The 23,857-nt window shown below is 29.8% G+C and carries 22 protein-coding genes; 9 read left to right on the top strand and 13 right to left on the bottom strand.

What is annotated here, in order from left to right; all coding sequences use genetic code 11:
• Positions 1-140: 140 nt before the first annotated feature.
• The 11 genes from ABNK64_RS05290 to ABNK64_RS05240 all read right to left on the bottom strand — a co-directional run bounded on the left by ABNK64_RS05290 (position 141) and on the right by ABNK64_RS05240 (position 11,181).
• A complete protein-coding gene (locus tag ABNK64_RS05290; protein ID WP_349763719.1) occupies positions 141-842 on the bottom strand; it encodes a hypothetical protein in 702 nt (233 codons plus the stop codon).
• Positions 843-1,011: 169 nt separating this feature from the next.
• Positions 1,012-1,914, bottom strand: coding sequence for a toxin-antitoxin system YwqK family antitoxin (locus ABNK64_RS05285; protein ID WP_349763718.1), 903 nt, complete (start codon positions 1,912-1,914; stop codon positions 1,012-1,014).
• 30 nt (positions 1,915-1,944) lie between these two features.
• Positions 1,945-2,418 carry a hypothetical protein gene (locus ABNK64_RS05280; protein WP_349763717.1) on the bottom strand — a complete coding sequence of 158 codons (474 nt, stop codon included), beginning with the start codon at positions 2,416-2,418 and terminating at the stop codon, positions 1,945-1,947.
• Positions 2,419-2,787: 369 nt separating this feature from the next.
• The gene (gene lepA, locus ABNK64_RS05275; protein ID WP_291256602.1) at positions 2,788-4,590 is read right to left on the bottom strand and encodes a translation elongation factor 4; all 1,803 of its coding nucleotides are present in this window, start codon (positions 4,588-4,590) and stop codon (positions 2,788-2,790) included.
• Between the two features lie 181 nt (positions 4,591-4,771).
• Entirely contained in the window at positions 4,772-5,296 is a 525-nt protein-coding gene (locus ABNK64_RS05270) for a peptidylprolyl isomerase (RefSeq protein WP_291259584.1), read from the bottom strand.
• Positions 5,297-5,440: 144 nt separating this feature from the next.
• Positions 5,441-6,112, bottom strand: coding sequence for a V-type ATP synthase subunit I domain-containing protein (locus tag ABNK64_RS05265; protein ID WP_349763716.1), 672 nt, complete (start codon positions 6,110-6,112; stop codon positions 5,441-5,443).
• A complete protein-coding gene (locus ABNK64_RS05260) occupies positions 6,093-7,247 on the bottom strand; it encodes a THUMP domain-containing class I SAM-dependent RNA methyltransferase (RefSeq protein ID WP_291256604.1) in 1,155 nt (384 codons plus the stop codon). Before ABNK64_RS05260 ends, ABNK64_RS05265 begins: the two co-directional genes overlap by 20 nt.
• Positions 7,240-8,334, bottom strand: a complete 1,095-nt coding sequence (locus tag ABNK64_RS05255; protein ID WP_349763715.1) for an AI-2E family transporter — start codon at positions 8,332-8,334, stop codon at positions 7,240-7,242. The genes ABNK64_RS05260 and ABNK64_RS05255 overlap by 8 nt, the downstream gene beginning before the upstream one ends.
• Positions 8,335-8,343: 9 nt before the next feature.
• A complete protein-coding gene (locus tag ABNK64_RS05250; RefSeq protein ID WP_349763714.1) occupies positions 8,344-8,739 on the bottom strand; it encodes a NusG domain II-containing protein in 396 nt (131 codons plus the stop codon).
• Positions 8,740-8,742: 3 nt separating this feature from the next.
• Positions 8,743-9,645 carry a phosphatidylserine decarboxylase gene (locus ABNK64_RS05245; protein ID WP_349763713.1) on the bottom strand — a complete coding sequence of 301 codons (903 nt, stop codon included), beginning with the start codon at positions 9,643-9,645 and terminating at the stop codon, positions 8,743-8,745.
• A 24-nt stretch (positions 9,646-9,669) separates the two neighbouring features.
• Positions 9,670-11,181 (bottom strand): nicotinate phosphoribosyltransferase, encoded by a 1,512-nt coding sequence (locus tag ABNK64_RS05240; RefSeq protein WP_349763712.1) that lies wholly within the window; start codon positions 11,179-11,181, stop codon positions 9,670-9,672.
• Between the two features lie 136 nt (positions 11,182-11,317).
• Here ABNK64_RS05240 and dtd point away from each other — a divergent pair, with 136 nt between their 5' ends.
• A complete protein-coding gene (gene dtd / locus ABNK64_RS05235) occupies positions 11,318-11,776 on the top strand; it encodes a D-aminoacyl-tRNA deacylase (protein ID WP_349763711.1) in 459 nt (152 codons plus the stop codon).
• Positions 11,777-11,884: 108 nt separating this feature from the next.
• Here the strand turns inward: dtd and ABNK64_RS05230 are convergent, their stop codons facing one another.
• Both ABNK64_RS05230 and ABNK64_RS05225 read right to left on the bottom strand, forming a co-directional pair.
• The gene (locus ABNK64_RS05230; RefSeq protein WP_349763710.1) at positions 11,885-12,520 is read right to left on the bottom strand and encodes a hypothetical protein; all 636 of its coding nucleotides are present in this window, start codon (positions 12,518-12,520) and stop codon (positions 11,885-11,887) included.
• Between the two features lie 13 nt (positions 12,521-12,533).
• Positions 12,534-12,935 carry a GrdX family protein gene (locus tag ABNK64_RS05225; RefSeq protein ID WP_349763709.1) on the bottom strand — a complete coding sequence of 134 codons (402 nt, stop codon included), beginning with the start codon at positions 12,933-12,935 and terminating at the stop codon, positions 12,534-12,536.
• Between the two features lie 360 nt (positions 12,936-13,295).
• Here ABNK64_RS05225 and ABNK64_RS05220 point away from each other — a divergent pair, with 360 nt between their 5' ends.
• From ABNK64_RS05220 to ABNK64_RS05185, 8 genes are all read left to right on the top strand, one after another.
• Positions 13,296-14,330 (top strand): carbamoyl phosphate synthase small subunit, encoded by a 1,035-nt coding sequence (locus ABNK64_RS05220; protein WP_291256612.1) that lies wholly within the window; start codon positions 13,296-13,298, stop codon positions 14,328-14,330.
• A gap of 54 nt (positions 14,331-14,384) precedes the next feature.
• Entirely contained in the window at positions 14,385-17,591 is a 3,207-nt protein-coding gene (gene carB, locus ABNK64_RS05215; RefSeq protein WP_300341893.1) for a carbamoyl-phosphate synthase large subunit, read from the top strand.
• Between the two features lie 248 nt (positions 17,592-17,839).
• Positions 17,840-18,460, top strand: coding sequence for a uridine kinase (gene udk / locus ABNK64_RS05210; protein WP_291256614.1), 621 nt, complete (start codon positions 17,840-17,842; stop codon positions 18,458-18,460).
• Between the two features lie 126 nt (positions 18,461-18,586).
• The gene (locus tag ABNK64_RS05205; protein WP_349763708.1) at positions 18,587-19,384 is read left to right on the top strand and encodes a PP-loop family protein; all 798 of its coding nucleotides are present in this window, start codon (positions 18,587-18,589) and stop codon (positions 19,382-19,384) included.
• A 2-nt stretch (positions 19,385-19,386) separates the two neighbouring features.
• A complete protein-coding gene (locus ABNK64_RS05200; protein ID WP_291256616.1) occupies positions 19,387-20,136 on the top strand; it encodes a tRNA 2-thiocytidine biosynthesis TtcA family protein in 750 nt (249 codons plus the stop codon).
• Positions 20,137-20,215: 79 nt separating this feature from the next.
• Positions 20,216-20,893 (top strand): response regulator transcription factor, encoded by a 678-nt coding sequence (locus ABNK64_RS05195; RefSeq protein WP_291256617.1) that lies wholly within the window; start codon positions 20,216-20,218, stop codon positions 20,891-20,893.
• Positions 20,894-20,909: 16 nt separating this feature from the next.
• A complete protein-coding gene (locus ABNK64_RS05190; protein WP_291256618.1) occupies positions 20,910-21,056 on the top strand; it encodes a hypothetical protein in 147 nt (48 codons plus the stop codon).
• A gap of 12 nt (positions 21,057-21,068) precedes the next feature.
• Positions 21,069-23,561, top strand: coding sequence for an AMP-binding protein (locus ABNK64_RS05185; RefSeq protein WP_349763707.1), 2,493 nt, complete (start codon positions 21,069-21,071; stop codon positions 23,559-23,561).
• The last annotated feature ends 296 nt before the right edge of the window (positions 23,562-23,857 follow it).

The following is a 23,857-nucleotide window of genomic DNA, read 5'->3' as shown; positions in this document are numbered from 1 at the left end:
CTTTAATTTTGAGTTTTTTTGATTAATTTTACAGCAGATTTTTCTTCTGAATATGATAATGTAAATATTAATAGAGTTAAGATTGAAATTATTTTTTTCATTTTTACCTCCTAAATAGATATACTATAAAAAATTATCTTCTAAAAGTTTTGATTGGATACTTCTATTTTAAAAGCTCTATTTTCTAAATTAAAATAGATAGTGATACTTATTTCATTATTATCCATTATTTTTGTAATGGTATACTCTAATGATATTCCTAATTCTGGATGGTTACTGTAATTTGTTGGAATATGTTGCCAGCCATCACTTAAAGGAAAATTTTTGATTAAGATATCAGGAGTTAAATTTTTCAACTCTTTATTGTTTAATTTTATGCTATCACATGTTTCATTATAAAATATGATCATAGAATTTACTATACCCTCTTCAATAGCTTGGGTAGGACTATCATTCTCCAAGATATTTTGATTGGCTATTGTAACTTCCAAGAGTACACCATCTTTTTCTAAAAGTCTAATAATCTTTCCACCTTTTAAAATACTTTTTTTATCTTTTGATAATGACCAATTTGTACGCATGTTATAGTAATCTTCTCCAACTAGTGGATTTAAAAAATAGGGCTTTTTATCACTTATTTTCCAACCATTATTAATAAATTCTTTTAAAGCACTAGGGATAGGAAAATATGTTCCATTGACTTCAATTCCAAATTTATTATTATATTGTATCATACTGTCTTTATTCTCCATTTTTTCTGAATTAATTGAAAGAGTATTTCCAAATAAAATTGTAGAAATATTAATAAAAAAACAAATTATAATAATTAAAATCTTTTTCATTGCTATAATCTCCTATATTTTATGAATGATTTTTTACAGATACAGTTATATCAAAAAATTTCTGTAACACATTATTTTCTCTATAATAACTATCTATCTCAGGAAAAATAAATTCTTCAAGATTTATTTTTTTAAATTCTCATAATTTACTATAAATAAAAGGAATTTCCTACTTCTTTTGAAAATCTACTGAATCCTTAATAACTATTCGATCATCATTCTCATCATAAAGTGTTCCATCTATGTTAAACCTTTGCTCCTCTATCATTTTTCCATTATTTATTTTAGCTTTTAATTGAAGATTGCCATTATCATAATAAACTTCATAAATTCCTTCTTGAGTATTATTTTTAAATTCTTGTCTTGTCCATACATTTCCATTTTTATAATAATCTTCTTTTAGACCATTAAGTTCTCCATCTTTATAGTTTATTATTGATTCTAAAGTACCATCTTCTAAATAAGATTTCCATTCACCGTCCTGTAGATTATTTTTATAACTTCCTGAAAGTCTTATATTTTTATTTTCGTGATATTCTTTGAATTCTCCATTCATCTCACCATTTTTATAAATTACTTCTCCTTGAAGATTTCCATTTGAATAGTATGCTTTAAATTTTCCCTCAAGTATACCATTTTTATAATTTGCAGATACCCTTAAGTTCCCTGTATCACCATAATATTGTTCTGTAAGTCCATCTCTTTCTCCATTTTTAAAGTTAGCATTGTCAATTAGGATTCCATCTTCTGTGTATAATTGGAAAAGTCCATTCTGTTTTCCTTTTTTCCAATGTCCTATCTCTTTGATATTATTTTTAAAATATATGACGTTTAATCCATCTAGCTCTCCATCTTTGTAAGAGTAGATATTAAGGTATGAATCACTTCCACTTTTGACTCTACCACTAAATATTTTATTATTCTCATCATATAATTTAGAATTGATATTTTGAAGTTTGAATTCATCTTTTGCAGGTAAATATCTATAAAAATAATATCTATTTTGATAAGTATAAGTTCCAACTGATATTATAAATAAAACTACTATCCCTAAAATGACTTTAACTTTCATAGAGGATCTCCTAATTTCATTATCTTATTATTAAAATATTATTTTAATAATTTTTGAAATAAATGATATTATTAAAAATATAGTTCCTATTCCTAAACAAATATATTCTCTTCCTTTATTAGTTCCATCTTCAGCTATCCAATATTCTTTAGGATTATTTTTATTTACTAATAACTTATACTCTTTTCCAATTTCATATTCTACATAATTAGTGTCTTTTAATTTTTTCATAAAATTTCTAGTTGCTTTTGGCATCTGATCAATATTTATATTTTTTAATTCATCCACTTGTTTTTTAGATGTATAACTACCTCTGTACTCTTCTTTATAAGTTATTCCATCTATTGTGTATCTAAATATAGGAAAGCTTCTTCTTAATGTTGGAGAATAAGTATAATCAATAAGAACTCCTTTTACACAAATATTATCTTTCATAGTTTTGTTGTATTGAAAAAGATTGAAACTTCCTATTGCTATGAAAACTATTCCTATTATTTTTAACATATTTAACTCCTTTTTTCTTTAATAAAAAAATGCTCATAACAAAATTATTCTTGAATTAAAAAAATAATTTTTGTCATAAGCATCACCTCTTTGTGATTAGAATATAAAGTTTTATAATATTTCTAGTTGATATGAGTATACTACAAAAAATTAATTATAGCAAATGTAAGTTTAAAAATTATATAAATATAAAATAGTGTTTATTAAATGTTTTTAACTTTTCCAAAAAGCTACGCATTGCGTAGCGAATTGAGTTGGACACATTGTAGATTACTTATGAGAGTTGAAAATGATAATACTAGAAATTTAAAATCACTCCAATTTAGAAGGTAAAAAAATAGGGACTGTAAATCTGCAGTCCCTAAAACATTAATCATTCAATTTTAATACAGAAACGAAAGCCTCTTGAGGAATTTCAACATTTCCTATGCTCTTCATTCTTTTCTTTCCTTCTTTTTGTTTTTCAAGAAGTTTTTTCTTTCTTGTAATATCTCCACCATAACATTTAGCTATAACGTTCTTTCTATAAGCTTTTATAGTTTCTCTAGCTATAACCTTTGCTCCTAGAGCAGCTTGGATAGGGATTTCAAATTGTTGTCTAGGGATAACCTCTTTTAACTTTTCACAGATTGCTCTACCTCTACTATAAGCACCATCTTTGTGAGCTATAAATGAGAAGGCATCTACAGGTTTACCAGAAACAAGTATATCAACTTTTACAAGATCAGATTCTTTATATCCAACCAACTCATATTCGAATGAAGCATAACCCTTAGTTCTTGACTTAAGTTTATCATAGAAATCTATAACGATCTCAGCAAGAGGAAGTTCATAAGTTAACATTGATCTATTTTCATCAATGAAATCCATACCGATAAATATTCCTCTCTTCTCTTGACATAGTTCCATTACGTTACCAACATAATCTTTAGGAACAATTACCTTACCTCTTATAAATGGCTCTTCAACAGACATTCTACCTCTTCCACCATCTGGGAATTCACAAGGGTTATCAATAACTAAGACCTCTTGATTTTCCATATTTACTCTATATTCAACTGAAGGTGTAGTAGAGATAAGATCTATATTGTACTCTCTTCTAAGTCTTTCAACAATAATTTCCATATGTAATAATCCTAAGAATCCACATCTGAATCCAAATCCTAGAGCTATTGAAGTTTCAGGAACAAATGTAAGTGAAGCATCATTAAGTTGTAATTTTTCTAAAGCTTCTCTCAAATCTTCATAATCATCAGTAAATAGTGGATAAACTCCAGCAAATACCATTGATTGAGCAGGTTTGAATCCTTCTAATGGGAAGATACAAGGTCTATTAGTATGTGTGATAGTATCTCCAACTCTAGTATCATGAATAGTTTTAACTCCTGTGATTATATAACCAACTGAACCAGAAGTAAGTTCGTTTTGAGGTTTCATAGTAGGAGAGAATACTCCAACTTCTAAGACATCAAAATCTTTTTCAGTTGACCAAATTCTAATTTTATCTCCTTTTTTAATACAACCATCTAAAACTTTAACATATGTAATTACCCCTCTATAATCGTCAAATTTAGAGTCGAATATTAAAGCTTTTAGAGGAGCTTCCTCATCATACTCAGGAGCAGGGACTCTTTGAACTATTGCTTCTAATAGCTCTTCAATACCAATTCCAGTTTTACCTGAACACATAACAGCATCATCAGCAGGTAGACCGATTACATCTTCTATCTCTAACTTTACCTTATCTGGATCAGCAGCAGGAAGATCTATTTTATTGATAACAGGAACAATCTCAAGGTTATTTTCAATTGCTAAATACACATTGGCAAGAGTTTGTGCCTCTACTCCTTGAGCAGCATCTACAACAAGTAGAGCTCCTTCACAAGCTGATAGAGATCTTGAAACCTCATAAATAAAGTCCACGTGTCCTGGAGTATCAATTAAGTTTAACTCATACTCTATTCCATCTTTTGCTTTGTAGTATAGAGTTACTGCTTGAGCTTTTATAGTTATTCCCTTCTCTCTCTCCAAATCCATAGAGTCAAGAAGTTGCTCTTTCATCTCTCTTTTAGAAACAGCACCAGTATATTCAAGTAGTCTATCTGCAATAGTTGACTTTCCATGATCTATATGTGCAATGATAGAGAAGTTTCTTTTATGTTTTTGTAACATTATTACCTCCTAATCTAAATCTATTTATTCACATAATATTATAAAAGATAATACAAAAAAATACAATATTTTTTTACTTAGAGATGAAAAAAGGAAAAAGATTATTCTAATAAGCATCAGCCACTAGAAGTAACTTTTTCCTTTCAATAGATTAGCTATTTAATTTTAACTTAAAAATACACTATTTTTTTAAGTTAGGCATAGTTTGAGCTAATATATCATCTATGTTTTTTACAAGTTCAGCTTGAGCTGCTAAGAAAGCATCTACATCTCCACTGATTTCAATAGTTTCTATAATATCTCCTTGAGCAACATTATCAACTATTTTTTGGTCATCTTCAGAAACAACCTCACCAAATATTGTGTGTTTATAGTTTAACCAATCAGTAGGTACATGAGTTATAAAGAATTGAGAACCATTTGTATTAGGTCCAGCATTAGCCATAGCTAATAATCCTTTTCTATCAAATACTACTCCCTCTTTAAATTCATCACCAAATTGGTAACCAGGTCCACCAGCACCTGTACCAGTAGGATCTCCACCTTGAATCATGAAATCAGCAATTACTCTATGGAATTTTAATCCATCATAATAACCTCTTTTAGATAGGTGTACAAAGTTTGTAACTGTCATTGGTGCAACTTCTGGGAATAATTTTAAATTGATATCTCCCTTAGTAGTTTTTATTTTAGCATTTAATACTATATTTTCCACGTGATTTCCCTCCTTAATATTCAATGGTTTACCAGCTTTTTTATGAGCTTGATAATAAAATCCTCCAGCTATTATTAGCAGAAGAATAACTATTTTTAAAAATTTCATAGTTCCTCCATATTCTAACATATTTTTTTAATTTTTCATAGTTTGATTATATGTGTTTAGCATATTATCTTTAGAAATAGTACCATATATCTCGTAGGCCCATTGAGAAGCCAGCTTTTTATTGATATTATCTATATTTTTTTGAACTCTTAGTATCTTTTCTTCCAAGGCTCTATACTCTTCACGAACAGGTTGCAATCTGTAAATACATTCAATTTGCTCCTCCTCTTGTATAGCATTTTTAAGATCCATAGCAAGTTTATCTTCACGATCTAATACTGAATTGACCTTATCCAAAAGATTGTACTTAGTATTTTCCATCTGTTTCTTTTCATATTCAAAAAGTTTTTTTACAACTTCAGCACCTGAATTATCTTTTAACTCTTCTCTGATTTTTATTTGAGAATCTATAAATTCCTCAGTTAGATTGTTCTCTTTCATAATATCAAAAATATATTTTTTTATATTTTCAATTTTTTCACTATCTATTGATTTTTCTTGATCATCCTCAATAATTTCAGCTTTTAATCCCTTTAAAAGTTTCTCATATTTTGGAATAACTTCATTTTCTAAAATCTCAACAGCTGAGATTTCTCCGTTATTATTTAATTCATCTAATCTTCTGTTAATTTTTATAAAAATTTGAAGTATAACCTCAATAGAAAATTTTAGAATCTCATTATACTCTTTTCTTTCCATTTCTCTCTCCATAATATTGATAGTAGTGACACTCTATACCACCATTATATAATTTTCTATTTTTTGTAGATTTTTTACCAAAAGCTTTCTCAAAACCTTTGTGAGATGTGATAATATAGTAAGACCATTTTGGTATTCTCATTCTACAAATATCTCCAAGTAAGCCATACAATCTTTCAACAGCTTCCTCATCTAAAAGTCTATCTCCATATGGTGGATTTGTGATAAGTGCTCCATACTCTTCATCTCTTTCCATATCCAAAAAGTTTTGACACTCAAGAACTATATCATCTTCAACTCCAGCTTTTTGCATATTTTTTCTTGCAATTTCAACAGTATCTGGATCAATATCAGAACCATAGATTTTTACCTCTTTATCATAATCTTCCATAGAAAATGCTTCATCTCTTGCATCTATCCATTGATCTTCAGGGATAAGTTTCCAATCTTCACAAGCAAAATTTCTATTAGCACCTGGGGCTATATTCCTAGCTATCATAGCAGCTTCAATAAGTAAAGTTCCTGTACCACACATTGGATCTACTAGAGGTAGTTCTCCACCTTTCCATCTTGATAGTAGAACAAGAGCAGCAGCCATAGTCTCTTTTATAGGAGCTTCATTTTTAATAGCTCTATAACCTCTTTTATGTAAAGGATCTCCACTGGTGTCAATCATCACAAGAAATATATCATTATGAGCTTGAATTTTTATAGCAAATTTAGCTCCATCTTCATAGAAATAACTTTTTCCATACTTCTCTTTTAATTTCTCTACAATAGCTTTTTTAGTTATTTTCTGTATATCAGATTTAGAAAAAAGCTTAGATTTAACAGAACTTACCCAACTTACAGGGAATTCTCCATTCTCTTCAATAATATCTCCCCAAGGTAATCTTTTTATATTAGTAAAAAGTTCCTCAAAAGTGACAGCTTTAAACTCCCCCATCTTAATAAATACTCTATCAGCACATCTTAAGTGAAGATTAGCTTTGATAATATCACTTATAGTTCCATCAAACTCAACTCTTCCGTTAAAAGCTTTAACATTATCAAAGCCTAGAGCTATACACTCATCTCTTACAACACTCTCTACTCCCATAGTAGTAGAGGCAATTAAAGTTATCTTATCATTCATCTATTTGTTTCTCCTCTTTTCTTAAAAGTTTTAAGTAAATTAATTTTAACATTCCAAATATAGGGACCCCAAAGAACATACCCACTGGACCAAAAAGGCTACCACCAATCAATACAGAAAGCACAATCCAAAATGTTCTCATACCAACTGTTTCACTGACAATTTTAGGACCAATTATCCAACCATCTACAAGCTGTGCAATTGTAATTGCTAAGGCTAAGAAGATTAACTTGTATGGGTTTGCAAGTGCTACCAAGAAAACAGCAATAATTCCAGCCACAATAGATCCAATGTATGGGATCATATTTCCTAACCCAATCATAATACCACTGATTACAGCATATGGTGTTTTTGTCACAAACATTACAGCAAAGGTAATAAAACCAACTGCAGTAGAAACAATAATTCTACCCCAGATATAGCTCATTAGAATTTTTCTAGATTTTTCCAAAAAGTCAATAGTAGCTGAACTTTTTTCTGCTCCAAAGATAATTGAAAAAATATTTCTCAAAAAACCAATAAAATATTCTTTATCAATTAAAATTAGGAAGGCTAGAAAGAATCCAATAAAAAATTTTGTAAGGGCAACCCCCCACCAAACAATATTCCAGAAAGCAGATAGTCCAAAATCCTGTATAGATGTCATATTATCTCTTATGAAACTATTGATACTCTCTCTGATCTCGGCATCACCAATAGTTAGAATATTTTTTTCTTTTAGAAAATCAATTCCTAAAGTTGCATATTTTTCAATTTGCTCCTGCATCACAGGAAGTTTATCATATAGCTCTCTCAAACTTTTACCAACTTGAGGAACGATTATGGCTATTCCAATAAAAATGATGAAACCAACTAAGATAATTGTAGATATTACAGCTAAAATCCTCTTCATATTGAATTTTTCTTCTATTAAAGAAACTACAGGATCTAAAAATATAGTTATAAAAAAAGCGTAGATAAGTGGGGTTAAATACCCAACATACTTACTATATATAGCTATAAAAGCTTCATGTTCTTGAAAAAAGCTTTGAATAACTACTAAAATAATACCAATTCCTAAGAATTTTAAAGATTTTTCTTTAGACATTTTTCACCTCTATTTAATAATATAATCTAGATCATCACTATTATTTTTTTCCCCCACAATTTTGATAAATAATTTATCAGGAATACCAATTATAGCTTCACCAGGTGAACTTATCCAACCTCTTTTAACATTGATTTTTCTAGGTGAATTAGATGTAGTAACTCTAACTTTATTATCTTTAAATTTAACATTAACACCACCTAGGACTGTATCAACAAAAATATCTCTCTCCTCTTTTTGTAAAGGGTAGACATATTTTAAATTTCCATCAACATAGATCTCAACTTTTGAAGGTTTCTCCTCTCCTAATTTGAGGACTTTGGCTCCTAAGATAGAAAAAAAAGCTATAAAAAATAGATATATAACCAAATCCCCAATTCTAAAGTATTTTCTTTTGTTTTTCATATATTAATTGAAAGCAACTCCTATTTTTTCTCCCATATAAACTTTTGTTTCAATTCCATTTTTTGTATTCTCTATTAGGTCTTTATCTATTTTTATCTTATCTTTTTCAAACACAAGAATACAAGTAGATCCACCAAAATAGAAGTATCCCTTCTCTTCTCCTTTTTTTACAAAACTATCTGGAGTGTAGCTCTGTTTTATTCCACCGACCATAGTAGCTCCAACCTCAAACATAGCTATATCACCAAAATTTTTAGTTTGTAGAATGGAAAACTCTCTCTTATTTTCACAAAAAATTCTAAAATTTTTCTTGATTGCATGGGTAGAAACAGAGAAGTAATCACCATTGATAAGTTTACTTGCACCTATTTTTCCATCACAAGGAAAATGAAATCTATGATAATCTATAGGAGCTAATCTCACAATTAGAAAAACTCCACCCTCATATTTTTTAGCTAGTTCACTATCTTGAAAGAACTCCTTCAAAGTAAATTTATCCCCTTTTATAAAGAGCTCTTTCTCTTTTTCCAAATTTTCAAATACAAGGATTTTCCCATCTGCTGGTGAAGTTAGAACATTTTCATCAAAGTCAATACTTCTAGCACCATCTTTTAATTCTCTATAGAAAAAATCATTAAAAGAGGTAAATTGATCAATAGTTTTTTTAGCTTCTTCAATGTTGATATCCGCTTCCTTTATAAAACTAGGGATCTTTTTAGTAGACTCCTTCTTATCCATCTGTTTACCATAGTAATCAGTAAGAAATTTCTTTTTTACCACAAGGTTTAGAGGAAGTTCTCCAAGAGGATTGTAGTATAGAAATTTTAAATATTTCTCTCCTGGCACCTTTTCAATCTTAATCTCCCCTGTTTTTCTCTCAATATACTTAATTTTATTAAACTCCATAATTACACCTTTCTAAAATAATGTCTATCTAATTTCAGCTTTGATATTTTTTATTAGTTTGTATTTTAATTCAAGTAGATCAGCTGAAAGGTCAACTTTATATTTATGTGGATTTTCAAGTCTTTTTCTTTCAGGAGAGACTTTTTTTAGACTGTCTAGATAGTATTTTTGACAACCCATTATATCAAATAATCTCTCATATTCAGTAGTATTAATCTCACCATTGATTATATAATCATTAGTAAGTCTTTTAATTGTATACTCTCCCTTTTTTAAGTCACTAAATTTAAAATCATATTTTTCATCTCTAATAGTAAGATTTTTTCCTTGAATAAGTAGTTCTCTATCAGAGTCACCATTCATAAGAGTAATCAGATCAGCATAGGCAAATCCATGATTATCATAGACTCTATATACCTCTTTAAATCCAGGATTGGAAATTTTAACAACATCTTCAGAAAGTTTAATAACAGGATTATTATCAATCTGAACAATTTTATATACTCCACCAAAACAAGGATTAGACTTACTTACAGCAATCTCATCACCAACACCATAGATATCAGCACAAACACCCTGCTCTCTAAGAGATCTTATTAACTCCTCATTCAGTGAGTTAGTTAGTACAATTTTAGCTTTTTTAAATCCAGCTTCATCTAGGATTGCTCTACACTTTTTAGAAAGATATGCCAAGTCTCCAGAATCTATTCTAATTCCATAAATTCCCTTGTATGAATCATCTATCCCACAATTTTTAAAAGCTTCAATTGCATTTTTAATTCCCATTCCTAAAGTATTATAAGTGTCAATTAGGAGGATTAAAGCATTTTTCTCTCTATTTTGTCTATGTTTTATAAAAGTTTCAAAAGCAGTTCTCTCTGCTTCACTTCCAACACCAAAAGTCTGCACATATGAGTGAGCCATAGTACCTATACTAGGGATACCATATTTATACTCAGTAACCAAATTAGAGTGGTTGACACATCCACCTATAACAGCAGCTTTATTTCCAGCAACAGCACTGTCAAATCCATGAGCTCTTCTACTTCCAAAAGATGAAACAGGAACTGGATAGGCAGCTCTAGTGACTCTAGAAGCCTTAGTAGCAATAGCCATCTGCATATTAAGAATATTAAGTATAGGAGTTTCTAAGATTTTTGCCTGAATTAGAGGAGCTTTTATTGTTAACACAGGCTCATTAGGATAAGCTATCTCTCCATCTCTCATAGCATAAATATCACCAGTAAATTTCATATTAGAAAGATAATCTACTAAGTGTTGCTCTTCAATTATCTCAGAAAAATACATTCTTTTCTCCTCAGTAGATGTGTTATTTAGAATTTCGATTAGGTTGATAACTTCTTGAACACCTGCTACTACAGCAAAACCACCATCTTCAGTTTTTCTGAAAAAAACATCAAAAATAGCTATTTTTTCCTCCATGTGCTCCATTAGAAAAATATCACTCTCTGTATATTGATATCTATCTGAATTTATAACTTTTGCAAATTCCGTTAATGTTTTTTTTCTTATCATAAAACTCTTCTCCTTATAAATTTTAAAGATATTTCTATGTAATTATATCACTATTTTCACAATATTTCTAGAATCATCTTCTCTTTTGTGAAAAATAATGTTATGATATTAAGTAAAATGTATTGAGGTGAAAAGTATGAGAGCAGTAATACAAAGGGTAAAATATGCATCTGTCACTGTAGATGGAGAGATAGTTGGAAAAATAGAAAAAGGGCTAATGGTACTGTTAGGTGTGACACATACTGATGGAGAAAAGGAAGTAAACTGGTTAGCAAGTAAGATAAAAGACTTGAGAATTTTTGAGGACGCAGAGGGAAAAATGAACTTAGGTTTGGAGGATATAAAGGGAGAATTGCTAGTAATATCTCAATTTACTCTATATGGAAATTGCATAAAGGGACGTCGTCCAGGGTTTACAGAGGCAGCTAAACCAGATTTAGCTAATCCTTTATATGAAAAGTTTTTAGAGAAATGCAGAAGTTTTGGAATAAAAACTGAGTGTGGAATTTTTGGTGCTGATATGAAAGTTGAACTTTTAAATGATGGACCTGTGACATTAGTTATTGATACAGCAGATGTGGCCAATCTAAAATAAAATTAAATTAGAAAAAATAAAGAATTGTTATACATTTTAAGATTGATTAAGTGATCAAACTTTTATCGTATTAACAATTCTTTAGATTTTTTATAAAAAATGCGTAGATTAACTATTGGAATCATAGTAATAATCAATTCCAAGATTTTTTAAAAATATAGAATCTAAGCCTTGACTATAGAAAAGATTGAAGATTAGTGGTTGTTCTATCTCTACATTTTCTTTCATAAAAATGAGTGTTTCTAAAGTACGAGGTTCTACAAATTTAGCTTTAGAACTCTCTATTATAGAGAAGTTAAAAGCAAAGTTTCGTTCCTCTTTTATCACAACTTTATATTTAAACTTATTAGAAAAAGTTTTATGAAAATTATACCAATCAATTACACCTTTTATATCAAATATAAAAAGTTCAGGATCGAGATTTAAATTTTTTATGATTTCATCTACCTTTTTAAAGAAATATTTATAATCTTGTAGTAGATTAAATCTAATAGTGTAGAAAAAATGAGTTTTTATAAAGTTTTTCTCAAGAATCTCCCTACAAGCTTTTTCAAACATATCAAGAGCAAAATTGTCAAATATCTTCTCTTCACAAGCCATTTGATACATATACTCCTTATCATTGAATCCCAGAGTGGAAAAATCTTTCATAACCTTATAACCAAATATTAGATTGTCCCTTGTTGAAATAACAGGTATAAATTTGAATTTCATCCTGTCTAAAACTCTTTCAAAGTATTTCATGTATTCACCTCAGTTAAAAATTATCAAATTTTTTAATGAATGTAACCAATAAGTTTAAATCAATAAATCTGTACTCTTCTAATTTTTCTTCACTTAATTCATTTATTTTCTCTCTAAATGGTAATTTTTTAGCAATATTTATAGAGGTATCTATAAATTTTTGCTGTGAATCATCTTTAATAAAAAGATCTCCTAAAAAATTATCCTTTGAAATAGCAATTGATTTATAAGGATTATCAAAGTTATTAAGATTACTAAGTATAGGATCTGAGAGTAAAATATGCCCTTCATAAATCTTATCTCTAATTATTTCAAGTAACTCTAATAGATCTTTTTTTTGAAAAAAAAGCACTTCATTGCTCTCTTTATAAATGTTATATACTTTGCTATTGTTAGTTATTATAATATAATCCATGAGTATTCAACCTCCCCGTTATTTTATTAACACATAAATAGAGAATAGTCAAGAGGAAAGAAAAAAATATTAAAAATAAAAATAAATAAAAAAAGTGTTGACAGAAATTAAAAAAGTAGATATAATTACTTTTAGTAAAAAAAAAGGTACAAATTGGAGGGAGTAGTATGAAGAGTTTATTAAGTATTAGAAATTCTAAGTTTAATGATTATTTTCTTAATATTTCTTTCGATTTTTCTTTTAAAAATATATTTATTTTAAAATTTATTAATTATTATTTAAAGATGGTGATATGACATTTGATGTTATATCATTTTTTTTGGGAAAATTTTAGTATGTTAAGAAATGTAGGAGGTCAAAGTGAGAGGAAAACTTATTCTTGAAAATGGTATGAGTTTTGAAGGGAAAATTTTTGGAGAGTTAGGAGAGACAGTTGGTGAGATAGGATTCAACACAGGAATGACTGGTTACCAAGAGATCTTAACTGATCCTTCAAATTGCGGACAAATGGTAGTGATGACATACCCTATGATAGGAAACTATGGAATAAACATAGAGGATATGGAATCTAATAAAGTTCAAGTAAGAGCTTTAATAATAAAGGAAGATGCAAAGCTACCAAATAACTTTAGATGCGAAATGACTTTAGATGGTTTCTTAAGACAATATAATGTAACTGGATTTAAAGGAATTGATACAAGATACCTTACTCAAATAATTAGAGATAATGGTGCTATGAAAGCTATAATAACAGCTGAAGATTTAACAAAAAAAGAGATCCAAGAGAGATTTGATAGATTTTCAACTAAGGAAGCAGTAGCTGAAGTAAGTACAAAAGAGATCTATGAGATAGCTAATGAGGGAAAAAGAGTTGGAGTTCTTGATTTAGGAGTAAAAAATAGTACTCTTAACTATATGAAAGAGAAGGGATTTAACGTAGTAGTATTCCCATATAACACAAAAGCTGAAGAGATACTAGCTCAAAACTTAGATGCATTAGTAATTTCAAATGGACCTGGAAATCCAGAGAATTTAAGTGAGACAATAGAAGAGGTAAAAAAATTAGCTGGTAAGATAGCAATATTTGGAGAAGTATTAGGAGAGCAGGTAATAGCACTTGCCTTTGGTGGAAAAGTAGAAAAATTAAAATATGGTCATAGAGGTGGATATCCAGTAAAAAATCTAGAGACTGGAAAGGTAATAATCACTTCTCAAAATACAGGATATGTAGTAAGTGAGGCTCCTGAAGGATTTGAGGTAACTCATCAAGGAGTTAACGTAAAAACAATCGAAGGAATAAAAAATGAAGCTTTAAAAATCTGTGGAGTTCAATATATGCCAGATTTATATAGAGATTCAAATGATGTTTTCGAAAATTTTTTAAAACTTGTGTAATAAATTTTTAGGTTATTTAAGGTATAGAATTTAACAAAATTTTAGGAGGAAATGATGTTAGATAAATCAATAAAAAAAGTATTAGTAATAGGTTCAGGACCAATTATCATAGGACAAGCAGCAGAGTTTGACTACTCAGGAACACAAGCTTGTGAAACATTAAAAAACGAGGGAATAGAAGTTGTATTAATAAACTCTAACCCTGCAACAATAATGACTGATAAAGCTGTTGCAGATAGAATATATATAGAGCCAATCACAGCAGAATTTGTAGAGAAAGTAATAGCTAAAGAGAGACCAGATTCACTTCTTGCTGGAATGGGAGGACAAACTGCATTAAACCTTGCTGTTGAATTAACAGAGAAGGGTATATTAGAAAAATATGGAGTAAGAGTAATAGGAACTTCTGTTGAATCAATAAAAAAAGGTGAGGACAGAGAGATCTTCAGAGAAACAATGGAGAAAATTGGAGAGCCTTGTATTGAGAGTGAGATAGTAGAGAGTTTAGAAGATGGAATTAAAGTTGCTGCACAGATCGGTTATCCAGTTGTAGTAAGACCAGCTTATACAATGGGAGGAACTGGTGGAGGAATTGCCTACACTCAAAAGGAATTAGAAGAGATACTATTAAAAGGATTAAAATTATCAAGAGTTGGACAAGTGTTAATAGAAAAATCTATCTTAGGTTGGAAAGAGATAGAGTATGAGGTAATGAGAGATAAGAATGGAAACTGTATTACAATATGTAATATGGAAAACGTTGACCCAGTTGGAATCCATACTGGAGATTCAATAGTTGTAGCTCCAACACAAACTTTATCTCATAAAGAAGCTGTAATGTTAAAAAAATCAGCTTTAAAAATATTAGATGAGGTAGGAGTAATTGGAGGATGTAACGTTCAGTTTGCTCTACACCCAAAATCAATGAAATATGCTATTATTGAAATTAACCCAAGAGTTTCTCGTTCATCAGCACTAGCTTCTAAAGCAACTGGTTATCCAATAGCAAGAGTATCAACAAAACTTGCTTTAGGATATACACTTGATGAGATAATAAACGAAGTAACAGGGGAATCATATGCTTGTACAGAGCCAACTATAGACTATATAGTTGCAAAAATTCCTAAGTGGCCATTTGATAAGTTCAAAAATGCAAATAAAGTATTAGGTACAAAAATGATGGCAACTGGAGAGGTTATGTCAATTGGAGATAACTTTGAGGCAGCTTTCTTAAAAGGATTAAAATCATTAGAGATAGGAAGATTTAACCTTGAGCACCCTTCAGTTAAGAAATTAACTATGGAAGAGTTAAAGAAAGCAGTTGTGAGACCTGATGATGAGAGAATATTCGTAGTTGCTGAAATGTTAAGAAGAGGATATATCAAAGAAAAATTACAAAAAATCACTGGTATAGATAAGTTCTTTATGGAAAAAATCGAGTGGTTAGTAAGACAAGAGGAGATCTTAAAGAAAACTAAATTTAAAGATTTAGATCCAGAGTATTTAAGAAAATTAAAGAAAAAAGGATTCTCTGATAGAGGAATTGCTGAATTGATGAATGTTACTGAAGATGACATCAGAACAAAAAGAGAAGAGCATCACATAATACCAGCTTATAAGAGAGTAGATACTTGTGCTGCTGAGTTTAAAGCTCAAACATCTTACCTATACTCAACTTATGATGAGCATGATGAAGTAGAAGTAGAAAATAAAAGAAAGATAATAGTTATCGGTTCAGGACCAATAAGAATTGGACAAGGAATAGAGTTTGACTACTGTACAGTTCACTCAATAAAAACACTAAAGAAAATGGGAATAGAGAGCATAATCATAAACAATAACCCAGAAACTGTATCAACTGACTATAATACAGCTGATAGATTATACTTTGAGCCATTAATCTTAGAAGATGTTTTAAATATAATTGAAAAAGAGAAACCAGAAGGAGTTGTACTTCAATTTGGAGGACAAACTGCTATAAAACTTGCTAATGCTCTATCTGATAGAGGAATAAAGATATTAGGAACTTCAGCTGAAAAAATAGATGAGGCAGAAGATAGAGAGAAATTTGAAGCAATGATGGAAGAGTTAGATATTAAGAGACCAAAAGGAAGAGCAGTTTGGGATATTAACCACGGAATCGAGATAGCTAATGAGATAAAATATCCAGTATTAGTAAGACCTTCTTACGTACTTGGAGGACAAGGAATGGAGATCTGTCATGATGAGTACAACTTAGTAAAATACTTAGAGTCATCATTTGAAAGAGACCCAGAAAACCCAGTATTAATTGATAAATACTTAAATGGAATAGAATTAGAAGTAGATGCTATCTGTGATGGTAAAGATGTATTAATTCCAGGAATAATGGAGCACTTAGAGAGAGCAGGAGTTCACTCAGGAGACTCAATCACTATCTATCCTCAACAAAATCTATATGAGGGAACAGAGGAAAAAGTATTAGAGATAACTAAAAAGATTTCTCAAGCTTTAGAAACAAAGGGTATGATGAATATTCAATTTATAGCTTATGAAAATGAGTTATATGTAATAGAAGTTAACCCAAGATCTTCAAGAACAGTTCCATATATATCAAAAATATCTGGACTTCCTGTAATTGAGATAGCAACAAGAATAATCTTAGGAGAGTCATTAGAAGAGATAGGTTATGGAACAGGAATCTATAAGAAACCTAACTTAGTAGCTGTAAAAGTACCAGTATTCTCTACTGAAAAATTATCAAGTGTTGAGGTATCATTAGGACCAGAGATGAGATCAACAGGAGAGGTACTAGGAGTAGGAAATAATGTAGATGAGGCAATCTATAAGGGATTATTAGGAGCTAAGAGAGTTCACTTAATTCAAGATAGAAAGATATTAGTAACTATTAGAGATAAAGATAAAGAGGAGTTCTTACCAATAGCTAAGAGCTTAGTAAGACATGGATCTACTCTGTTTGCAACTAAGGGAACACAAAAATTCCTAGCTGAACACGGAGTTGAATCAACTTTAATCAATAGAATGGGAGAGGCTTCACCTAACATTGATGATGTATTAAAAAATAGACAAGTAGATCTATTAATCAATACACCTACAAAAGCAAATGACGCTCAAAGAGATGGATTTAAAATGAGAAGAGCTGCTATTGAATATGGTGTAGATGTACTTACTTCATTAGATACAATCAATGCAATCTTAAGAATGCAAGATAGCCATATTGATGAGAATAAATTAGATGTATTTGATGTAAGTAAAATCTAATTTGAGATTGTAGATATTAAAAATTTAAATTGAGATTATTGAAATAATCTTTAGAAAAGGGAAAAAGTTACTTTTAAAATTAGTGTTTAGATAATACTGATTATAGTGATTTTTCCCTTTTTATTTACCTCGGTTTTAAATTATTATTTTTTTCTTAATAAAGATAATTATTTATTTTTTATATAAAAATATGATATAATAATAAAAATAAGAAAAAAACAGTATATTGATATGGGAGGAAATAAAATATGAGAGATTGCATTTTAATTGGAGTAGCAGGAGGAAGTGGAAGTGGAAAAACAACTGTTGCAAACAATTTAGTAAAAGCTTTTAAAGCTGATGATGCAGCTTTAGTAGAGCAAGATGCATACTATAGAGAATTAACAAATATGACTTTAGAGGAAAAAGCAAAGGTAAATTTTGATCATCCTGATTCAATAGAGTTTGATTTATTAAGAAAACATCTGGTAGCTTTAAAAAATGGTGAAGTTATAGAGAGACCTATTTATGATTTTACAACTCACTCTAGAAAAGATGGTGTTGTAAAGATCAATCCGTCAAAGATAATTATAGTTGAAGGGATACTAATTTTTGCAGTACCTGAAATAAGAGAGTTATTTGATGTAAAGATATATGTTGATACAGATGCAGATGAAATGATATTGAGAAGAATAGAGAGAGATATGAACGAGAGAGGAAGAAGTTTTGAATCAGTAAAGAATCAATATCTTACAACAGTAAAACCAATGTATTTAGAGTTTTGTGAGCCAAGCAAACGTTATGCAGATATAATAATTCCTAGAGGTGGAGAGAATAAAGTGGCTATTGATATGATTTTAAGCACTTTAAGAGGACATCTAAATAAATAGAGTATAATAGTAAGGACACTTTATTTGAAGTGTTCTTATTTTTATATTGTATAAAATTAAAATTGTAGACATAAATAGTAAAAAATATTATAATGTATTGTATTTACTATATTTTTAGGAGGGCAAATGAGTAATAAAGGAGAATTAGTTTTAGAAAGTATTAGAACGACATATAGAAAGAAAATATGGAGTAAATTTATAAAGGGAATAAAAGATTTTAATTTGATAGAAGATGGGGATAAGATAGCAGTTGGTGTGTCAGGAGGAAAAGATAGTCTACTATTATGTAAGTTATTTCAAGAGTTAAAAAAAGATAGAAGTAAGAATTTTGAGGTAGCATTTATCTCTATGAATCCAGGATTTGGTTCTATGGATATGGAACAATTTAAAAAAAATCTAGAGGAGCTTGATATTCCTTGTGAAATATTTGATGCAAATGTGTGGGAGGTAGCTTTTAGAGAGGATCCAGATAATCCTTGTTTCCTATGTGCTAAGATGAGAAGAGGTGTACTTTATAACAAGGTTGAAGAGTTAGGATATAATAAATTAGCTTTAGGACACCATTTTGATGATGTTGTAGAGACAGCTATGATAAATATGTTTTATGCAGGAACAGTGAAAACTATGATACCTAAGGTTAGCTCTACAAGTGGAAAAATGGCTGTAATTAGACCTCTTGTCTATATTAAAGAGAAGGATATAATCTCATATACTCAAAGAAACGAGATAAAGGCAATGAGTTGTGGATGTCCAATTGAATCTGGAAAAGTGGACTCAAAAAGAAGAGAGATAAAAAACCTATTAGCAGAGTTAGAGAAGACAAACTCAAATGTAAAACAGAGTATTTTTAATTCGTTGAAAAATATAAATATAGATTATGTAATGGGATATACTAAAGGAAATAAAAATAAGGGTGAGATATAGTAATGGAAAAAAAGAACTCGATCTTAAAAAATATTGAGGGAAAGGGGTTTGGAAAAACTATCTGGAGTCCAATAGGTAGAGCTATGCATACCTATAATATGGTAGAAGAGGGAGATAGAATAGCAGTTGGAATCTCAGGAGGAAAGGATAGCTTGACCACTTTAAATGCTCTAGTGAGAATAAAGAAGATAGCTCAGATAGATTTTGAGATAATTCCGATACACATACATCCAAATACTGATAAATCATCTTATGAAAAAATTGAAAAGTACTGTAATGAGCTTGGGCTTAAATTACAGGTAGAGCCTACTAATCTAAGTGATCTACTATTTGGAGAAAAGGAGGTAAAAAATCCTTGCTTTTTATGTGGAAGAATTAGAAGAGGAATACTATATAGAATAATGAAGGAGCAAAATATTAATAAACTTGCTTTAGGGCACCATAAAGATGATATAATTGAAACTTTTTTGATGAATGTATTCTATCAAGGTAATATGAAGATGATGAAACCTAGTTATATTTCAGAGGAGTATGGGGTAAGAGTCATTAGACCATTAGCATATGTTGAGGAAAAAGATATAATAAGATATGTAAAAAAACAGGAATTACCAGTTGTACAATCTGATTGCCCATATGAAACTAGTGAAAACTCAAAGAGGTTGAGAGTTAAAAACCTAGTTAAAGAGTTATCGTTAGAGAACAAAGATGTTAGAAGTGTAATATTTAATAGTATAAAAGATATGTTAAACTAAAATTAACTACTATTTTTTTTAGAATATGGTATAATTATAAGTGTAATATTATTTTTTATGAAGAAAACAGGGAGAAAATATGAATATCCTAATTATTCAACGAGATGAGAGACAGGGAGAGTATATAGCAAAAGGTTTGAAGGAATCAGGGTATAGTGCAGATTATACTTGTAATTATGAGGAGGCACAACACTTTTTTTCAATAGCAAGTTATGATTTTATTATAGCTGATACTATTATTTCAGATATCTCAGGAATTGAGTTTTGTAAGTATATAAGAGGTATAGATAAAAGAATTGGAATGATATTTGTATCTAGTGATACAGATATAGAGACTAAGATAGGAGTATTAAATAGCGGAGCTGATGATTATATAGTCAAACCATTTCTTTTTGTTGAGCTACTTGCAAGAATAAGAGCAGTTGTGAGAAGAAGTTCTGACAGAACAGGAGATTCTCAAGATAATATTTTAGTTGTAAAAGACTTATCTCTAAATTGTTTAACTAGAGAGGTTAAAAGAGGGAATAAAACAATTGAGTTGACAACCAGAGAGTATATATTACTAGAGTATTTTATGAGAAATAGGAATATAGTTTTGACTCGTACTATGATAAAGGAGAAGATTTGGGGGATAGATTTTATATCAGATACAAATATAGTAGATGTATATATAACTCACCTAAGAAATAAAATTGATAAAAATTTTGAAGAGAAACTTTTTCATACAGTTCGAGGAGCTGGCTATGTATTAAGGTGATTAAGGAGAAAAAGAGATGAGTTTTTATGAAAGAATGTTAATAAAAGTTTTAGAAAAAAGTATGTCAGCACAGGATAGCGAGATACTAAAAAAATTAAAATCGGGAATAGACTTGAGTACACAGGATAAAAAAGAGCTAGAGGAGCTAATCGACAGTCTATAATCAGGAGGAAAAATGAAGTTTATATATGATAGGAATAAGACCGCTGTAATATTTGGAGAGAAGGAGTATAGTTACAGAGATATTATTCGTAGAATAAAGTATTACTCAACAATGTTGAATGTTACAGAGGGAAGAGTTGTAGTTACAATGGAGAATAGACCTGAGATGATCTGTTCTATTTTTGCAGTGTGGGATAGGGATAATACAGCAGTAGTTCTAGATTCAGGATATACTGGTGAACAGTTTGCCTATGCATTTTCAGACTCTGAACCTAGTTATATATTTACATCTAAAAAAATATATGAGAGAGTTAAAGAGGGAGTTGAACTTTCTAAGAGAGAGATAGAGATAATTACAGTTGATGATATAGTTGTTCCAGAGGATTTTGAACCAAATAGTTATGAGGTGGATATAGCAGATATGGAGAAAATAGCACTATTGCTATACACTTCAGGGACAACAGGAAATCCTAAAGGTGTAATGTTAACTTTTAATAATATTGAATCAAATATTAAGGCTGTAAGAGAGATAGAATTGGTAAATGATAAAGATAGAGTACTGGCAATACTTCCATATCACCACATACTACCATTGAACTTGACAATGCTTATGCCTATGTATTTTGGGACATTCTTGGTAATATTGGAGGAGTTATCTTCCGAGGCGTTAAAAACAGCTTTGAAGAAACACAAGATAAGTGTAATAATAGGTGTTCCAAGAGTATGGGAGATGTTGCATAAGGCGATAATGGGAAAAATAACTAAGAGCTATGTAATCAATAAATTGTTTAATTTATGTAAAAAAGTGGACAGTTTAGCTTTGAGTAAAAAGGTATTTAAAAAGGTTTCAGATGAGCTAGGTGGCTCAATGAGAGTATTAGTATCAGGTGGAGCAAAGCTTGATGCAGATATTTCAGCTAATTTCAAAGCATTAGGATTACCAATAATAGAGGGATATGGACTTACTGAAACATCTCCTATAATAGCTTTTAATCGTCCAAATAACAATGTTATTGGTTCTGTTGGACAATTGATTCCAGATATTGAGGTTAAAATAGCAGAAGATGAGGAGATATTAGTAAAGGGAGCCAATGTAATGAAGGGTTACTATAAGAACCCAAAAGCAACATCTGAGGCTATTGATAGTGATGGTTGGTTCCACACAGGAGATTTAGGAAAATTTGAAAAGGATTCTCTATTCATAATTGGAAGAAAGAAAGAGATGATAGTTTTATCTAATGGAAAAAATATAAATCCAGGAGATATAGAATCCTCTATATTAAAGGAAACAGATTTGGTAAAAGAGATAGCTATAATGGAGTATAACAACCATTTAATGGCTGTTGTATACCCAGATTTTGATCTGATAAAGCAGAGAAAGATAGCTAATATCAAAGAGACTTTAAAATGGGAGATCATTGATAAATACAATGTAACTGCCCCAAAATATAGAAAAATATTGGAAGTTAAAGTAGTAAAAGAGGAGTTACCTAAGACTAAGCTTGGAAAAATTAGAAGATTTATGTTGAAAGATTTTCTTAATAAGGCTGATGAAAATGTAAAAGAGAACAAGGAGATAAAGAAAGAGAGTGCTACTATTCCAGAAGATATAAGTTTACAGTATAGAAAGCTAAAAAAATATATTGAAGAGAGCTTCAATGTTGAGGTAGAACCACAGTTTCACCTAGAATTAGATTTAGGTTTGGACTCTTTAGATATAGTTGAAATTCTTTCATTTATAGAGTCAAGTTTTGGTGTAAAGATAAATGAAGAGGAGTTTAGTAACCTAAAAAATATTTTAGATATAGCTAAATTTATAAAGGAGCAAGGTGGAGAGTTCCACGAGGAAAATATAGATTGGAAGAGCATTCTAAATCAAGATATAGATCTAGAGCTACCTAGTTCAAGTTTTATGACAAGATTTACAAAGTTAATATTAAAACCAATATTTGCTCTATATTTCCGTCTACGTAAATTGGATACAGAGAAGATTGGAGAAGCACCAAGTATCTATGTAGGAAATCACCAAAGTTTCCTAGATGCTTTAATATTTAACCAAGCTATGCCAAATAAAAAATTGAAAGATACATATTTTATAGCTGTGGCAACACACTTTGATACACCTATGAGAAGATATTTAGCTGATAAAGGAAATATCATAATAATAGATATAAATAAAAATCTGAAGGAGACTTTACAAATATCAGCTAAAGTATTGAGAGAGGGTAAAAATTTAGTTATTTTCCCAGAGGGAGCTAGAACTAGAGATGGAGAGTTACAAGAGTTTAAGAAGACATTTGCAATTTTATCAAAAGAGCTAAATATTCCTGTTATTCCTTTTGGAATAAGAGGAGCTTATGAGTCTATGCCATATGGAAGTAAGATGCCAAAATCGTCACCAATAGATATTAAATTCTTTGATGAGATAGAGCCAGAGGAACTAACTGTTGATGAGATAGTAAATGATGCTAGAAAAGATATAAACGACTGGTTAAAAGAGAGTTAATATGGAGATTAAAATTGATGATAAAGTAAGAAATTATATTGAAATAAATAGCTATGAAGGGATTGTCTTGAAAAGAGAGATACAATCTTTTGGCTGAGCTGGTTGTAGAGATATAATTCAAGGTGAATTTATAAAAGATAGTTCAGTTTTAAATACAAAAAATATTAGATACAGTGTAGAAGATATTGAGGGGATAAAAGTGTTTATCCCTGAGTATCTAAATTTAAATGGGGTTTGCGGGATTAAGATAAGTAGATTGTTTAGTGTTTTTAGCAAAGTGATGCTATTGAATATTG

Source organism: Fusobacterium sp. SYSU M8D902 (genome assembly GCF_040199715.1).
In the GTDB taxonomy this organism is placed as follows: domain Bacteria; phylum Fusobacteriota; class Fusobacteriia; order Fusobacteriales; family Fusobacteriaceae; genus Fusobacterium_A.
This window is presented reverse-complemented; position numbering and strand designations above follow the sequence as displayed.